Source organism: Rhodococcus sp. AC861 (assembly GCF_979256035.1).
On record NZ_CEEDMW010000003.1, the window covers coordinates 400,764 to 414,965 of the forward strand.

At 66.3% G+C, this 14,202-nt stretch carries 15 protein-coding genes; 10 read left to right on the top strand and 5 right to left on the bottom strand.

The genetic code is table 11. The annotated features are described in order from the left end of the window. Positions 1–120: 120 nt before the first annotated feature. Positions 121–1,263 carry an acyl-CoA dehydrogenase family protein gene (locus tag AC0IX4_RS11420; RefSeq protein ID WP_042572623.1) on the top strand — a complete coding sequence of 381 codons (1,143 nt, stop codon included), beginning with the start codon at positions 121–123 and terminating at the stop codon, positions 1,261–1,263. A gap of 61 nt (positions 1,264–1,324) precedes the next feature. Here AC0IX4_RS11420 and lexA read toward each other — a convergent pair whose 3' ends face one another. Further along, entirely contained in the window at positions 1,325–2,104 is a 780-nt protein-coding gene (gene lexA / locus AC0IX4_RS11425) for a transcriptional repressor LexA (protein ID WP_042572624.1), read from the bottom strand. A gap of 181 nt (positions 2,105–2,285) precedes the next feature. Between lexA and AC0IX4_RS11430 the strand changes: the two genes are divergently transcribed. Next, a complete protein-coding gene (locus AC0IX4_RS11430; protein ID WP_471829014.1) occupies positions 2,286–2,798 on the top strand; it encodes a hypothetical protein in 513 nt (170 codons plus the stop codon). A 110-nt stretch (positions 2,799–2,908) separates the two neighbouring features. Then, positions 2,909–3,391 (top strand): transcriptional regulator NrdR, encoded by a 483-nt coding sequence (gene nrdR, locus AC0IX4_RS11435; protein ID WP_042572725.1) that lies wholly within the window; start codon positions 2,909–2,911, stop codon positions 3,389–3,391. Here nrdR and hrpA read toward each other — a convergent pair. Beyond that, entirely contained in the window at positions 3,388–7,314 is a 3,927-nt protein-coding gene (gene hrpA, locus AC0IX4_RS11440) for an ATP-dependent RNA helicase HrpA (RefSeq protein WP_471829015.1), read from the bottom strand. The genes nrdR and hrpA overlap by 4 nt on opposite strands. 20 nt (positions 7,315–7,334) lie before the next feature. Next, complete coding sequence (gene map, locus AC0IX4_RS11445; protein WP_471829016.1) at positions 7,335–8,102, bottom strand: type I methionyl aminopeptidase; 768 nt, start codon at positions 8,100–8,102, stop codon at positions 7,335–7,337. A gap of 79 nt (positions 8,103–8,181) precedes the next feature. Here map and AC0IX4_RS11450 point away from each other — a divergent pair, with 79 nt between their 5' ends. The 4 genes from AC0IX4_RS11450 to AC0IX4_RS11465 are packed head-to-tail and all read left to right on the top strand — an operon-like array spanning position 8,182 to position 10,765. Continuing rightward, positions 8,182–8,448 (top strand): helix-turn-helix domain-containing protein, encoded by a 267-nt coding sequence (locus AC0IX4_RS11450; protein WP_471829017.1) that lies wholly within the window; start codon positions 8,182–8,184, stop codon positions 8,446–8,448. A 48-nt stretch (positions 8,449–8,496) separates the two neighbouring features. Next, the gene (locus AC0IX4_RS11455; RefSeq protein WP_471829018.1) at positions 8,497–9,153 is read left to right on the top strand and encodes a Pr6Pr family membrane protein; all 657 of its coding nucleotides are present in this window, start codon (positions 8,497–8,499) and stop codon (positions 9,151–9,153) included. Between the two features lie 57 nt (positions 9,154–9,210). Beyond that, the gene (locus AC0IX4_RS11460) at positions 9,211–10,416 is read left to right on the top strand and encodes an aminotransferase family protein (protein WP_471829309.1); all 1,206 of its coding nucleotides are present in this window, start codon (positions 9,211–9,213) and stop codon (positions 10,414–10,416) included. A 1-nt stretch (position 10,417) separates the two neighbouring features. Beyond that, a complete protein-coding gene (locus AC0IX4_RS11465; protein WP_471829019.1) occupies positions 10,418–10,765 on the top strand; it encodes a hypothetical protein in 348 nt (115 codons plus the stop codon). Between the two features lie 101 nt (positions 10,766–10,866). Here the strand turns inward: AC0IX4_RS11465 and zapE are convergent, their stop codons facing one another. Beyond that, the gene (gene zapE, locus AC0IX4_RS11470; protein WP_471829020.1) at positions 10,867–11,877 is read right to left on the bottom strand and encodes a cell division protein ZapE; all 1,011 of its coding nucleotides are present in this window, start codon (positions 11,875–11,877) and stop codon (positions 10,867–10,869) included. A 226-nt stretch (positions 11,878–12,103) separates the two neighbouring features. Here zapE and AC0IX4_RS11475 point away from each other — a divergent pair, with 226 nt between their 5' ends. Genes AC0IX4_RS11475 through AC0IX4_RS11485 form a run of 3 tightly spaced genes read left to right on the top strand, consistent with a single transcriptional unit; the run spans position 12,104 to position 13,988 of the window. After that, complete coding sequence (locus tag AC0IX4_RS11475) at positions 12,104–12,685, top strand: dihydrofolate reductase family protein (RefSeq protein WP_056074623.1); 582 nt, start codon at positions 12,104–12,106, stop codon at positions 12,683–12,685. Beyond that, complete coding sequence (locus AC0IX4_RS11480) at positions 12,682–13,521, top strand: SDR family NAD(P)-dependent oxidoreductase (RefSeq protein ID WP_471829021.1); 840 nt, start codon at positions 12,682–12,684, stop codon at positions 13,519–13,521. The genes AC0IX4_RS11475 and AC0IX4_RS11480 overlap by 4 nt, the downstream gene beginning before the upstream one ends. Beyond that, positions 13,518–13,988 carry an OsmC family protein gene (locus tag AC0IX4_RS11485; protein ID WP_042572728.1) on the top strand — a complete coding sequence of 157 codons (471 nt, stop codon included), beginning with the start codon at positions 13,518–13,520 and terminating at the stop codon, positions 13,986–13,988. The genes AC0IX4_RS11480 and AC0IX4_RS11485 overlap by 4 nt, the downstream gene beginning before the upstream one ends. Here the strand turns inward: AC0IX4_RS11485 and AC0IX4_RS11490 are convergent. After that, positions 13,985–14,176, bottom strand: a complete 192-nt coding sequence (locus AC0IX4_RS11490; RefSeq protein ID WP_042572634.1) for a hypothetical protein — start codon at positions 14,174–14,176, stop codon at positions 13,985–13,987. The genes AC0IX4_RS11485 and AC0IX4_RS11490 overlap by 4 nt on opposite strands. Positions 14,177–14,202: the final 26 nt, after the last annotated feature.

Here is a 14,202-nt window from a genome sequence, read left to right on the forward strand (position 1 = left end):
CCGAACTCCGCCCGGCGACGGCACCGCAGTCACCGAACGTGCTCGCACTGGTCATCGACCCAGCGTGCACTCGGGTTCTACTCTCGAGTGAGATCCGCCGTACGCCTAACGAGGAGAACCATGAAGCGCACGTTGTTCGAGGCCGAGCACGACCTCTTCCGCAGCTCGTACAAGAAATTTCTCGAGCAGCATGTCGCGCCGCATCACGCCGAGTGGGAGACCCAGAACATCGTCGACCGCGGCGTGTGGGTCGAGGCCGGTAAGCAGGGCTTCCTGGGCATGGCCGTGCCGGAGGAGTTCGGCGGCGGCGGGGTCAAGGACTTCCGCTACAACGCCATCGTCACCGAGGAGACCACGGCCGGTGGCTACAGCGGCATCGGGTTCACGCTGCACAACGACGTCGTCGCTCCGTACCTCATCGAGCTGACGAACGACGAGCAGAAGCAGCGCTGGCTGCCCGGCTTCTGCTCCGGTGAGCTGATCACCGCGATCGCGATGACCGAGCCGGGTACCGGTAGCGACCTGCAGGGCATCAAGACCAAGGCCGTCCGTGACGGTGACGACTGGGTGCTCAACGGCTCCAAGACGTTCATCACCAACGGCATCAATGCCGACATCATCATCGTGGTGGCGTGCACCGATCCCGAGAAGGGCGCGCAGGGCTTCAGCCTGTTCGTCGTCGAGCGCGACATGCCCGGATTCGAGCGCGGCCGCAACCTCGACAAGATCGGTATGAAGGCGCAGGACACCGCGGAGCTCAGCTTCACCGACGTCCGCATTCCCGCCGCCAACATGCTCGGCGAGGAGGGCATGGGCTTCATCTACCTGATGCAGAACCTGCCTCAGGAGCGTCTGTCGATCGCCGTCGTCGCGGCTGCCGCGATGGAGTCGGCGCTGGCGATGACGATCCAGTACTGCAAGGACCGCAAGGCGTTCGGGAAGCCGATCGGCAAGTTCCAGAACACACGCTTCGTGCTCGCCGAGTGCGCGACCGAGACGACTGCCGTCCGCATCATGGTGGACAAGTACATCGAGCAGCTCAACGCGAACGAGCTGTCGGTGCAGGAAGCCGCCATGGCCAAGTGGTGGACCACCGAGAACCAGGTCAAGCTCATCGACCGGTGCCTGCAGCTGCACGGCGGCTACGGCTACATGAAGGAATACCCGATCGCCAAGGCGTACATGGACTCTCGTGTCCAGACGATCTACGGCGGTACGACCGAGATCATGAAGGAGATCATCGGTCGCGGGTTGGATCTGTAACCACACCGAACACGACGAAGCCGGCGCTGGAAATCCAGCGCCGGCTTTCGTGTGTCGTGGATCAGAGCTTGCGCATCACCGTGACGACCTTGCCCAGGACCACGGCGTCGTTACCGGGAATAGGTTCGAACAGGTCGTTGTGGGGGAGCAGCCACACGTCGCCGCCGGTGCGCTTGAACGTCTTGACCGTGGCTTCGCCGTCGATCATGGCGGCAACGATGTCGCCGTTGTCCGCGACGTTCTGCTGGCGGACCACGACCCAGTCGCCGTCGCAGATCGCGGCGTCGATCATCGACTCGCCGACGACGCGCAGCAGGAACAGAGAGCCGGACCCGACGAGCTCACGTGGCAACGGGAAGACGTCTTCCACGGCCTGCTCGGCAAGGATCGGACCGCCGGCGGCGATCCGGCCGAGGACGGGAACGAACGTCGGCACGGGTAGACGGTCGTCGTCACCGTTCGACGTGGACGTGTCGAGGTGGTTGGTGGTGTCCGACGCGACCATGTCGTCCTGCGCGACGGCAGGTGCAGTCTCGGGCCGCCCGTTCTCGCCGGGCAGTCGCACGTCGACTGCACGGGGACGGTTGGGATCGCGACGGAGGAAGCCCTTACGCTCGAGAGTGCGGAGCTGATGGGCGACCGACGACGTGGACGTCAGGCCGACGGCATCGCCGATCTCGCGGATGCTGGGCGGATACCCGCGCTCGGTGACGGACGCACGGATCACCTCGAGAACGCGCCGCTGACGTTCGGTGAGACCCGAGTCGGTGTCGGCCGTGGTGGCGGAACCGCCAGCGGTCGTGCGCCCTCCAGCCGAGCCGGATGAGCTGTCGTCCTTCATCGAGATACCTCCATCGGTGGATGCGGGTGGAACAACCAGCTCCGTGGTGCAGATGATGCTGGTGTCACGTCCGTGGTGCGTGTGTCGAACCTAAACCGAAACACCCTTCGGATCAAACACCTGTTCGATTCGTGTCGCGTGTTCGATGCACTTTGTCGGTGGGCCCTGCTATACATCGAACATGCGTTCATTCGAACGCGTGGTCGAGTGCGACGTTCGAACACTTCGGTGGGAGAGCGTCGCGGAGGCCACCGGCTATCCACGAGGAGTGGTTGCAGTGACTCGTAGTGACGTTCTGACCATCGACACCGCACGGTCCATCGATCTCGATTCTCCCGTCTCCGACCGCTGGACCTGCGACGACGAGTCCTACTGGGGCCAGGTGCCCGCCCGAACGCACGGGGCGTCGACGCAGACCCGTGGCCGCACACCGGTTCGTCGCCGGACCGCTCCGCGGGATTCGAGCCGTCCCGACGCGGGCGCGACGGACTACCGGCGTCGTTCGCCGGGCGTGTCGCAGGTCGAACACCGCACCCGTCGGTCGCACGGATTCGCGTCGATGGTTGCTGTGGCGCTGATCACAGCGGTGTCCGCTCTGGGGCTCGTGGGGCTCGCCAACATGCGATCGGCAGACGCGCCGACGCAGCCGTCCGTCTCCCAGCAGATCGACGCGGGCGTCGTCACCGGACGGTGACGACGCTGGGGTACGCGGCGACTTCGCGGTCTGCTCCTGGCGGTATCCTCGACAGGTCGGATGCCGACACGGCGTCCGAGTTGTCCGTGCTACCGAGGGGTCGCTTACCCATGCACTGCCCGTTCTGCCGCCACCCCGACTCGCGCGTCGTCGATTCGCGCGAAGCGGAAGAAGGCCAGGCGATCCGGCGGCGCCGATCCTGCCCCGAATGCGGTCGACGCTTCACGACGGTCGAGACCGCTGTGCTGTCCGTGGTCAAGCGCAGCGGCGTCAGTGAGCCGTTCAGTCGCGACAAGGTCATCAAGGGTGTCCGTCGTGCCTGCCAGGGTCGCCAGGTGGACAACGACGCGTTGGTGCTCCTGGCCCAGCAGGTCGAGGACACCGTGCGCGCGTCAGGGTCCGCGGAAATCCCCAGCAACGAGGTAGGGCTCGCCATCCTCGGCCCGCTGAGAGACCTCGACGAGGTGGCGTACCTGCGCTTCGCGTCGGTCTACCGCTCGTTCAGCAGTGCAGACGACTTCGAGCGAGAGATCGACGATCTCCGTCGGCACCGTGCCGGTCTGGACGTCCCCGAAGCCGAGCCCGCAACCTAGCGTCCGGCCGCGCGCCGAACGTCCGCGATGGTCTTGCGGACACGCTTCTCACTCACCGGGTACGCGGTTCCCAGAGTCTGAGCGAACAGATTGACTCGCAGTTCCTCGATCATCCACGCGATATCGCGCACCGCATCGCTACGGGCGACGGAGTCCGACACGGCACCCAGGAGCGCGTCGTAGTCGGCGTAGACACGATCGAGGGCATCCATACCCGCGGCGTCCCGAGTGGCGCTCGACGGAAGAGCTCTCAGTCGGCGTTCCGCACCCTGGAGGTAGCGGGGAAGATGCGGCAGATGGGACTCGCCCGTCTCGAAGACGAACCCCGGAAAGATCAGACCTTCCAGCTGCTGACGGACATCGTCGGCTGCGTCTCCTCGAGCTCCGTCGAGTGCGAGTCGGACCTGCGCAGCCGCAGCCAGGCTCGGCTCGGCGAGGCGGAGAACCGCCGCGGTTCGTCCGGCCAGTTCGCCCCGGACCGCTTTCTCCAGCGCCGCGAATGCATCAGGGCTCGATACCGGTCCGCCGTGCTTCATCATCAGTTCGTCCGCCGCGAGTGTGCGGCAGTCGTCGATGAACGCCTCGATGCTGCCATGGGGATTCTGGCCGAGGGCCAGTCGCTGCGCGGGGGAGCGGCCGGTCAGGAGGTTCTTGCCCGCCACCGGGATCGCGTCGAGAAGCAGTCGGCGGGTGCCGTTCCGCATTGCCGCGCGCTGTTCGGCCGCCGATCCGAGGACCCGCACCGCGACGCCACCCTTCTCCGCGACCAACGCCGGGTACCCGGTGACCGTCTGCGCATTGACAGTCCGTGTCACGGTGGGTTCGAGTGTGCCGATGGTCTCGGAGGTCCACCGGGTCGCGGGGGCTCGCTCGGAATCCTTCGCCGCCGCTCCTACCGCGGCGGCGGCAGCAGAACCCAGCCGCGCGCGCAGGGCGGTCAGGGATGTGTCCTTGCCCAGACGGGTGCCCGAGTCGTCCACGGCGACGAACGTCATCTTCAGGTGTCGCGGCAGAGCGGACGGATCGAAGTCGGCCGGCCGGATCGGTACGGCGCCCATGCGGGTGAGCTCACGCGAGAGCGCAGCCAGCAACGGCTCCGTGCGGGGACGCATCGCCGCGACTGCCGCCGCCGCATGATCCGGAGCGGGAACGACGTTGCGCCGCAGCTCTTTCGGGAGTGTCTTGATCAGGGCGGTGACGAGTTCCACGCGCATGCCGGGAACGAGCCAGTCGAATCCGACGTCCGCTACCTGCGGCAACAGAGCGATCGGAATGGTGATGGTGACGCCGTCGTCCTCACGTCCGGGTTCGAACTGATACGTGAGCGGGAACTGCAACTCACCCTGGCGCCACGCGTCCGGGTAGTCGCCGCCCAGGACGGCAGCCGCCGCCGGGTTGACGACGGTCGTCCGATCGAAGTCGAGCAGAGCTGGTGTCGTCCTCGACGTCTTCTTCCACCACCGGTCGAAGTGACGTGCCGAGACGACGGTGGCCGGGATCCTCTCGTCGTAGAACGCGAACAGCGTGTCGTCGTCGACGACGATGTCGCGGCGACGAGCACGCGACTCCAGTTCCTCTGCGTCGCTGCGCATCTCCTGATTCGCGTGGAAGAAGCGGTGGTGCGTGCGCCACTCGCCCTGCACGAGGGCGTGCCGGATGAACAGATCCCGCGAGATCTCGGGATCGATCGAGCTGAACGTGACCGGGCGGCGAGCCGCGAGCGGAATCCCGTACAGCGTGACGCGCTCGTAGGCCATCGCGACTTCGCGCTTCGTCGACCAGTGCGGCTCCGAGTACTGACGTTTGATCAGGTGCGGCGCCAACTTCTCGGCCCACTCGGGCTCGATGCGCGCACCCATGCGCGCCCACAGTCGACTCGTCTCCACGAGTTCGGCCGCCATGATCCACCGCGGAGGCTTACGGAACAGCGACGAGCCGGGGAACACGGCGAACGACGACCCGCGCGCTCCGAGGAAGTCCTTCTTGTCGCCCTCGCGAACACCGATGTGGGACAGCAGTCCCGGCAACAGTGACTGATGAATCACGGCGTGGTCAGGCTCGGAGGAGTCGCCCGCGTCGGGCATCGTCCATCCCAGGCCGCGCGTGATCTGCCGCAGCTGTCCGTGCAGGTCCTGCCATTCGCGGATGCGGAGGTAGTGCAGGAATTCCGAGCGGCACATACGACGGAACTGGTTCGAGGACAGGTCTCGTCGCTGCTCGCCGAGATATGTCCACAACTCCCAGAGCGCCAGGAAGTCGGAACCGTCGACGACGAAACGCTTGTGCATCTCGTCCGCCGCCTGCTGATGCTCGGCGGGGCGTTCGCGCACGTCCTGGATGGACAGTGCGGACACGATGACGAGCACCTCCCGCAGGCATCCGTTGCGATTGGCCTCGACCAACATGCGCGCCATACGCGGGTCGACCGGGAGGCCGGCGAGCTCCTTGCCGAGAGCGGTCAGGACCGGCCCGTCCTCGCCTTGCGACTCGAGAGCGCCGAGTTCGTCGAGCAGGCCCAGGCCGTCACGGATGCTGCGCGGGTCGGGGGCTTCGACGAACGGGAACGCGTCGATACGGCCCAGTCCCAGCGAGGCCATCTGCAGGATGACGGATGCGAGATTCGTGCGCAGGATCTCGGGGTCGGTGTACTCGGGGCGGGCGTCGAAATCCTCCTCCGAGTACAGGCGGATGCAGATCCCGTCCGCGACACGTCCGCAGCGGCCGGCGCGCTGTCGAGCCGAGGCCTGCGAGATCGGTTCGATCGGCAGACGCTGCACCTTGGTGCGGAGCGAGTAGCGCGAGATGCGCGCCGTTCCGGGGTCGACGACGTACCGGATGCCGGGCACGGTGAGCGACGTCTCGGCGACGTTGGTGGACAACACCACTCGTCGCCCGGTGTGGCCGGTGAAGACGCGGTGCTGCTCTGCCGCGGACAGCCGGGCGTAGAGCGGGAGAATCTCGACGTTGCGCAGTCGGCGATCCTTCAACGCGTCCGCAGTGTCGCGGATCTCGCGCTCGCCCGACAGGAACACCAACACGTCGCCCTCGGGTTCGGTGAGCAGTTCCTCGACGGCGTCGCACGTGGCGTCGACAGGGTCGAGTTCGATGGTCTGCTCGCCGTTCTCGACCGTGAGCGGCCGATACCGGACCTCGACGGGGAACGTCCGGCCCGATACCTCGACGATCGGCGCGTCGACGCCGTTCACCGCGAAATGGTGCGCGAAGCGGCCCGGGTCGATGGTGGCGGAGGTGACGATGACCTTCAGATCGGGACGCTGCGGCAGGAGGCGCGCGAGGTAGCCGAGGATGAAGTCGATGTTGAGGCTGCGCTCGTGAGCCTCGTCGATGATGATCGTGTCGTAGCGGCGCAACAGCCGGTCGCGCTGGATCTCGGCCAGCAGGATGCCGTCGGTCATCAGCTTGACCAGCGTGTTGTCGCTGGAGTGGTCGGTGAAGCGGACCGTGTAACCGACAGCGTCGCCGATCTCCTGACCGAGCTCGTCGGCGATACGTTCCGCGACGGTCCTGGCCGCCAGTCGCCGGGGCTGCGTGTGTCCGATGACTCCCTGGACGCCGCGACCGAGTTCGAGACAGATCTTGGGAATCTGCGTCGTCTTTCCCGATCCCGTCTCTCCGGCGACGATGACCACCTGGTTCTCGGCTATCGCGGCGGCGATGTCGTCCTTGCGCGCGGAGACGGGCAGCGCCTCCGGGTAGGTGATCGCGGGAACGGATGCGCGACGCGATGCAATCGTGGCCTCGGCACGTCCTATCTCGGCAGCGATCGACTCGAGTTCGGCGGGCTTACGGCTGCGGTCGAGACGACGGCGCAGCCTGTGGGCATCACGGAAGGTGAGGTCGGACAGGCGGGCCGTCAGGTCGCGGCGGGTGTGTCCGGAGGACGGGGGAGCAGATGTCGACATGGCTCACGCCAGTTTATCCGTCACCGCTGCGTCAGGATGCGTGGCCCGTCGTCCGTGATCGCGATGGTGTGCTCGGAGTGGGCGGTCATGGTTCCGTCGGCCGACCGGAGGGTCCATCCGTCCGGGTCCATGACGAGCTTCGCCGTTCCGCGCGACCACCACGGTTCCAGCGCGAGGGTCATCCCGGCCCTGAGTCTCAATCCCGATCCCGCACGACCGACGTTGGCCACGTGCGGGTCCTCGTGCATCGTCCGGCCCAGGCCGTGACCACCGAAATCTGTATTGACCTGCTTTCCGGTCTCGCGCGCGACGTTCTCGATCGCCGCCGAGATGTCCCCGAGTCGCCCACCGACGACGGCAACGGCGATGCCGGCATCCAGCGCGCGCCGGGTGCTCTCGATCAGTTCGACATCCGCAGGATCAGGGTTGTCGCCGACGACGACGGTCAGTGCCGAGTCGGCGACCCATCCGTCGATGGACACCGCGAAGTCCAGACTGAGGACGTCACCTGCCGCGAGCGTGTGATCGAACGGAAGACCGTGCAGCACACGATCGTTGACCGACAGGCAGATGACGTTGCGGAACGGTCCGTTGCCGAACTCGGGGGCGTAGTCCCAGTAGCAGGACACCGCGCCGCGCGTGGCGACGAGGTCGCGGCAGTGATGTTCGAGATCCATCAGGTTCACGCCGGGCTGCGCCTGCTCCGACAGCGTCGTCAGTGTCTCGGCCACGAACGCGCCGGTCACCGCCATCTTGTCGATCTCGGCAGGGCCCTTGAGCTCGATCATCCGTCCATCGCTTCCTGTCGGTATTTCAATACCAACGAACGGTAGCAGACCGGTACAGGAATACCGCTATGCTGACCCTGTGGTCCGCATTCCTCTGAGTCCCGAGCAGGTCGAGGCCGGTCGTCGCCTCGGCGCCGTCCTGCGTGCCGCACGAGCGGGACGAGACCCCGAGGTCGTCGCCCGTGACGCCCGCATCTCACCCGAGACGCTCCGCAAGATCGAGGTGGGGCGGATTGCGAGCCCCAGCTTCGGGACCGTGCTGCAGATCTGTGCGGCACTGGGACTGCCGGTGTCCGACGCGGTGGACGCGTGGCAGGGCGACAGGGAGCACCGCGTCGCGATCTAGTGTTCCGTTGCTGGGCGCGGAGGACCGCGCTCGTGTGAGGATCGCTTCATGACCTCGCCGGACGCTCGCGTCGACACCCCGGTCGCGCTGCGCGTATTCCGTGTCGTCGCCGCTCTGCTCGGGCTGGCCGCGCTGATCTGGATCCCTGTCCGGTCCGCGGACGTCGCCGGGTTCTCGCTCGCCAACTTCTTCAGCTACTTCACCGTGCTGAGCAACGTGCTGGCTGTCGTGGTCTTCCTGGTCGGCGGGGTCGTCGATCCCCGTTCGGAGACCTTCGACAAGGTCCGCGGGGCGGCCACGACCTACATGGTGATCACCGGGATCGTGTACGCGGTGTTGCTGTCGAACGTCGACGTGCAGATCCAGGACGCGTGGACCAATGCGGTCCTGCACCGGATCGTCCCCGTCCTCATCGTCGTCGATTGGGTCCTCGACCCACCACGGCGTCGGAACAGTGAGTTCGCACCGCTGGTGTGGTTGGCATTCCCCGTGGTCTACGGCGTCTACAGCCTGATCCGCGGGCCCATCGTCGACTGGTACCCGTACCCGTTCCTCGACCCCCGCGGAAGCGGGTACGTCCCTCTCGCCATCGGGCTCGTCGTTCTCGTCGCGGCGTTCCTGCTGATCGCGCTCGCGGTGGATCGGGTGGGGGAGTTGGCGACCTCCCGCCGGTCGGGAATCCGCGCGTCCCGTGGCCTAGTCTGATCCCTCGTGACCTCGCCACAGCACACGTCATCCGCCTTCTGGCACGGATTCGCCGATATGCACACCGTCGAGTCGGGGGGACGCTTCGTCGTCGCTCGCGGCGACGGTGCGTCCATCTGGGACGACAAGGGCACCCGGTATCTCGACGGGACCGCGGGACTGTGGTTCACCAACGTCGGTCACGGCCGGACGGCCATCGCCGACGCCGTGGCTCGGCAACTGTCCACCCTCGCGCACTACTCCACGTTCGGTGACGTCGTTCCCGACGTGACGCTCGAGCTCGCCGACCGTCTCGCCGCCATCGCACCCGTCGCCGGTAGCAAGATCTTCTTCACCTCGGGTGGATCGGATTCCATCGACACCGCGGCGAAGCTGGCTCGCCGCTACTGGCACCAGGTGGGCAACCCCGGCAAGACCATCGTCGTCGGCCGGCAGAAGGCGTACCACGGTATGCACGTCGCCGGAACGGCTCTGTCGGGACTTCCGTTGAACCGCGAGAACTACGGCGAGCTCATGTCGGACGCCCGCACGGTTGCCTGGGACGAGGGCAAAGCACTCCTCGAGCTGATCGAGAAGGAAGGTGCTGACACCATCGCGGCCTTCTTCGCGGAGCCGATCATCGGCGCAGGCGGGGTCTACCTGCCGCCCGAGGGGTACCTGCACGAGGTGCGCCAGATCTGCCGCGACCACGACATCCTGTTCGTTGCCGACGAGGTCGTGACGGGCTTCGGCCGCATCGGCGGAGCGTGGTTCGCGTCGTCGAAGTTCGATCTCGAGCCCGACATGATGTGCACTGCCAAGGGACTCACGTCCGGGTACGTACCGATGGGAGCCGTCTTCGTCAGCCCTCGTGTCGCCGCACCCTTCTACGAGGGTGGCGCATGGTGGCGCCACGGCTACACCTACGGCGGACATGCGGGCGCGGCCGCAGCCGCGATGGCGAACCTCGACATCATCGAGGACGAAGGCCTGCTGACACATGCCTCTCGGCTCGAAGCGTCGCTGCACCAGCATCTCTCATCCCTGGCAGATCACGATCTGATCAGCGAGGTGCGCAGCGGCATGGGCGTCGTTGCGGCGGTGCAGTTCGCCGACCCTACCTACGCGATGCCGTTCGTCAAGACGCTGCGCCGTGAGGGCGTGTCCGCCCGAGCGGCGGGCAACGGCGCGATCCAGTTCTCGCCCGCGTTCGTCATGACCGACGACGAGGTCGAGCAGATGGCAGCGTCCATGTCGCGGGCTCTGGACGCTACCGCGAGCTGACATGGCCGTACCCGATCACTGGATCCCGCACGGCCGTGACGACGGCGAGGTGATCGGGTGGATCGACATGCAGTCACAGGCACCTGATCTGGTGCCGGTCGACCGGCTCGGCCGAACGTTGGCCGCGGTATCGGAGTGGCCGGAGGCCGAAGTGGCGCTCGAGCGCCGCGGCCTCCGATTCCTGATGGACAAGTTCACCTATGAGGGTCGAACAGTGCGGATCCGGACCGTCGACGATCACCGCATCGTCGTGACCACGGCAGTCTCGGACGCGGTCGGTGACGTGGGTGAGGAGTTCGTCCTCGCCTTCCCTGCAGGGGCCGAGCTACACGAAGGTCCTACTCGCTGACCTACCCGGGAAATGCGGATGTTGCAGCATCAGCGGCTCCCGGGAATGTCAGCAGAATCTTGAAACCCGTAGCTTGTGTGACGCACAGCAGTCGGCACGTGTCAGTCCCGCGTCGCTGTATCGACGCAACCGAGTCGACTGGCCATCCGAGTGGCGTCGATCGGTAGATGTCGACTACCGAGAAACTCTTCCAACGAGACGTTCGCTAGGAAGTCCGTTCGGATGGACGCGTCGTACAAGACGTCGACGAGACTGCCGAAACGATGAGCAGCGTCGCGGGCGAGTCGGCTCGGCCCCGGGATTTCGCTGATCACCCACCGGGGGAAGCGTTCTGCCAGGGCGAGGAAATCTGTCGGGGCGTGGGGCCGGACGCATAACGAGTCGAAGGTGAACCACACCAGGTCTGCGCGCACGGCGAGTGCCTCGACGGTTCGACCGCCGATCGTGAGACGCTCGGCCTCTCGAGGTTCGGGAGTAGGCATCCGGCTCGGCTGGGTGTCCTCGAGGCTGATCCACCGGCCTGCAGCGAAGCCCGTGCGTGTCGACGGGGGTTCGACGGTGCGGTAATCGATCGGTCCGTCGACGCACACGACGTCCATCGAACGTTCGAGAAGACGGATGGCAGGCTCGAACATGTTGTGGAACAACGGGTTCGGGAGGAGTCCGCCGGGTGGGTAGTTCGATGTCGCGACAACAACCGTCGGACGCTCGAACAGCGCCGTCAGAAGTCGACTGACGAAGATCGCGTCCGCTGGATCGTGGACGTGCAGTTCGTCGAAGCACAGGACATCGACGTCACCGACGAGATGGTCCAGTGCGGCAGCCAGGTCGTGGCCGTTCTTGTGAAGAACCGTATGGAGGTCGGCGAGAAAGCTATGGAAGTGAGTGCGCACTTTCCGGTCGGTCGACGCCAGAGCGGAATAGGTGTTCATCAACCACGTCTTGCCGCGACCGGGCGGACCCCACAGGTAGACGCCGCGATGTCGAAGCTGTTCGAGCGCGTCGGCCGCGGCGAGTTGATACATGTCCAGGGTGAGGCCGTCGGCGTGCGCGGCCGCACGGATCGCCCCGGGGGCGATTAGGTTGTTTCGAACAGATCGACGAAGCCGCACCGCTAGACCGTACGAAACTCCTGCACGTCGGGATACGTGTGTTCGAACACGTAGTACTCGTGCACTTTTCGGCACCCGATCGTCGGAAATTCTGCCAATCGGCACAATTGACCACGATCGGGTGGCATGAGGTGCGGCCAGGGACCTGCACTCACTGCGGAAATGGGTCGCACGCGGGGCCGTCGAGCACCTACCGTGCAAGGGCCGACCGAAAGGGGATTCACCCATGCGCGATGTGACGTACTACGTGGCGACGAGTCTCGACGGATTCATCGCGGCTCCCGACGGCACCTGGAGCGCGTTCCTCGACGAGGGCGACCATATGGAAGTGCTCGTGGACGAGTTCGCGGACACGCTTCCCGGACACGTGCAGGATGCGCTCGGGATCCATTCGGACGCAATGATGTTCGACACGGTGATCATGGGGTGGACGACATACTCCGCGGCCCTGGACGTGGGAATCGTCAGCCCCTATCCGCACCTGCGGCAGTTCGTGGCGTCCCGGCACCGCCGATCCGAGTCCGACGACGTGACCGTCACGAACGATCCGGCAGCCACCCTCGACCGACTTCGTGGGGAGGACGGCGCCGGGATCTGGCTGGCAGGTGGGGGAGCGCTGGCGGGTGACCTCGTCGACCGGATCGACCGACTCGTCCTGAAGATCAACCCGGTGGTTCTCGGTGACGGTGTGCGCCTGTTCGCCGGTGCTCGATACGCTGACCGGCCGTTCGAGCGCACCCGACTGCGGGCGTTCGACTCCGGAGTCGTCATCGCCGAGTACACCCGTCGAGCGGGGGTCGGATCATGAGCGGCCGGGTATGGCTGATCACCGGTGCGAGTCGAGGGCTCGGTCGCGCGCTGGTGGACCGTGTGCTCGACGTGGGGGACACCGTGATCGCGACCGTGAGGAGCGAGGCAGACCTTCCCGCTCACGAGCGACTCGTCGTCGATCACCTGGACGTGCGCGATCGCGGCGCGGCGCGGGCGGTCGTCTCCTCCGTCGTCGAGAAGTTCGGCCGCCTCGACGTACTGGTCGACAACGCGGGTCACGGGGCGGTGGGTGCCATCGAGGAGACGACGGAGCATGAGGCCCGCGACATCGTCGACACGAACTTCTTCGGTGCGCTCTGGCTCAGTCAGGCAGCCGTCGAGGTCATGCGGCCTCGGCGGTCCGGCCACATCGTGCAGATCTCGACCGTCGGAGCCGTCGGCACGATGCCCACCCTGGGCCTGTACGCCGCGTCGAAGTGGGCGCTCGAAGCCTTCAGTGAGGCGATGGCAGCCGAGGTGAAGGATTTCGGGATTCGCGTGAGCATCGCGGAGCTCGGCGCGGTCGATACCCAGTGGGGCACACGAAGCATGCGATTCAGCGCTCCGTCTCCCGACTACGACGATCTGCGGACCGCGGTGTTCGGCACCCCCGACGTACCGTGGCCGCGGGAGGGGACGGGCGGCGGAACGGCGCCTGCGGATGCTGCGGCGGTGATCGTCGACCATGTCCGCAGCCCGGACGACGACAGGCTGCGACTGTTGGTGGGCGATGACGCGCCCGGACAGGTTGCCGAGGCGCTCGCGCGCCGACTGCGGGACTATCGGCGCGACGAGCGGTTCCGCGCAGCGCCGGACGAGGAGCGCGCCTCGTGACCAGCATTCGCCACGAGTACGAGATCGCCGTCACCTGGACCGGAAACACCGGAGACGGAACGAGGACGATCCGGTCGTACTCCCGCGACCACGATGTGGAAGCGCCAGGAGTTCCCGCCATCGCAGGGTCGTCGGATCCCGCGTTTCGTGGCGACGCGTCGAGGTGGAATCCGGAGCAGTTGTTCGTGGCGTCCATCGCCCAGTGCCACATGCTCTGGTATCTCGGGCTGGCAGCGCAGGCGGGTGTCATCGTGACCTCGTACGTCGACGCGCCGATCGCGGTCATGATCGAAGAACCCGGTGGGGCAGGACAATTCGAGTCCGTGACACTGAGACCTGTGGTGCGGATCGACGCGTCGAGCGACGCGGATCTTGCCGAACAGGTGCATCATCGAGTCGCCGACTACTGCTTCATCGCACGCTCGATCACCACGCCGATCAGCTACGAGGTGACGATCGAACGCTAGTGCTTCGTGGACGTGGCGACGGCCAGCCGCTGGTGCAGCCGCTCGCGCACCTCGTCCGGTTCGTACTGTCGACGCTGGCGCTCGTTGCGGGCGACGAGGACACCGGACGCTGCCACGCCGACGGCGCCGGCGAGGCCTGCGACCTTCAGCAGACCACGTATGGAGATCTTTCGGGATCGTGCAGCCATTCATGAAGGCTAGCGCCACGAACTAG

What these genes read in the sequence shown, in the direction of transcription:
- AC0IX4_RS11430 (WP_471829014.1), top strand. Translation starts at nt 2,286, where the DNA reads ATGCGTTCATTCGAACGCGTGGTCGAGTGCGACGTTCGAACACTTCGG.
- hrpA (WP_471829015.1), bottom strand. Translation starts at nt 7,314, where the DNA reads ATGTCGACATCTGCTCCCCCGTCCTCCGGACACACCCGCCGCGACCTG.
- AC0IX4_RS11455 (WP_471829018.1), top strand. Translation starts at nt 8,497, where the DNA reads ATGACCTCGCCGGACGCTCGCGTCGACACCCCGGTCGCGCTGCGCGTA.
- map (WP_471829016.1), bottom strand. Translation starts at nt 8,102, where the DNA reads ATGATCGAGCTCAAGGGCCCTGCCGAGATCGACAAGATGGCGGTGACC.
- AC0IX4_RS11420 (WP_042572623.1), top strand. Translation starts at nt 121, where the DNA reads ATGAAGCGCACGTTGTTCGAGGCCGAGCACGACCTCTTCCGCAGCTCG.
- AC0IX4_RS11460 (WP_471829309.1), top strand. Translation starts at nt 9,211, where the DNA reads ATGCACACCGTCGAGTCGGGGGGACGCTTCGTCGTCGCTCGCGGCGAC.
- AC0IX4_RS11465 (WP_471829019.1), top strand. Translation starts at nt 10,418, where the DNA reads ATGGCCGTACCCGATCACTGGATCCCGCACGGCCGTGACGACGGCGAG.
- AC0IX4_RS11480 (WP_471829021.1), top strand. Translation starts at nt 12,682, where the DNA reads ATGAGCGGCCGGGTATGGCTGATCACCGGTGCGAGTCGAGGGCTCGGT.
- AC0IX4_RS11490 (WP_042572634.1), bottom strand. Translation starts at nt 14,176, where the DNA reads ATGGCTGCACGATCCCGAAAGATCTCCATACGTGGTCTGCTGAAGGTC.
- nrdR (WP_042572725.1), top strand. Translation starts at nt 2,909, where the DNA reads ATGCACTGCCCGTTCTGCCGCCACCCCGACTCGCGCGTCGTCGATTCG.
- lexA (WP_042572624.1), bottom strand. Translation starts at nt 2,104, where the DNA reads ATGAAGGACGACAGCTCATCCGGCTCGGCTGGAGGGCGCACGACCGCT.
- AC0IX4_RS11475 (WP_056074623.1), top strand. Translation starts at nt 12,104, where the DNA reads ATGCGCGATGTGACGTACTACGTGGCGACGAGTCTCGACGGATTCATC.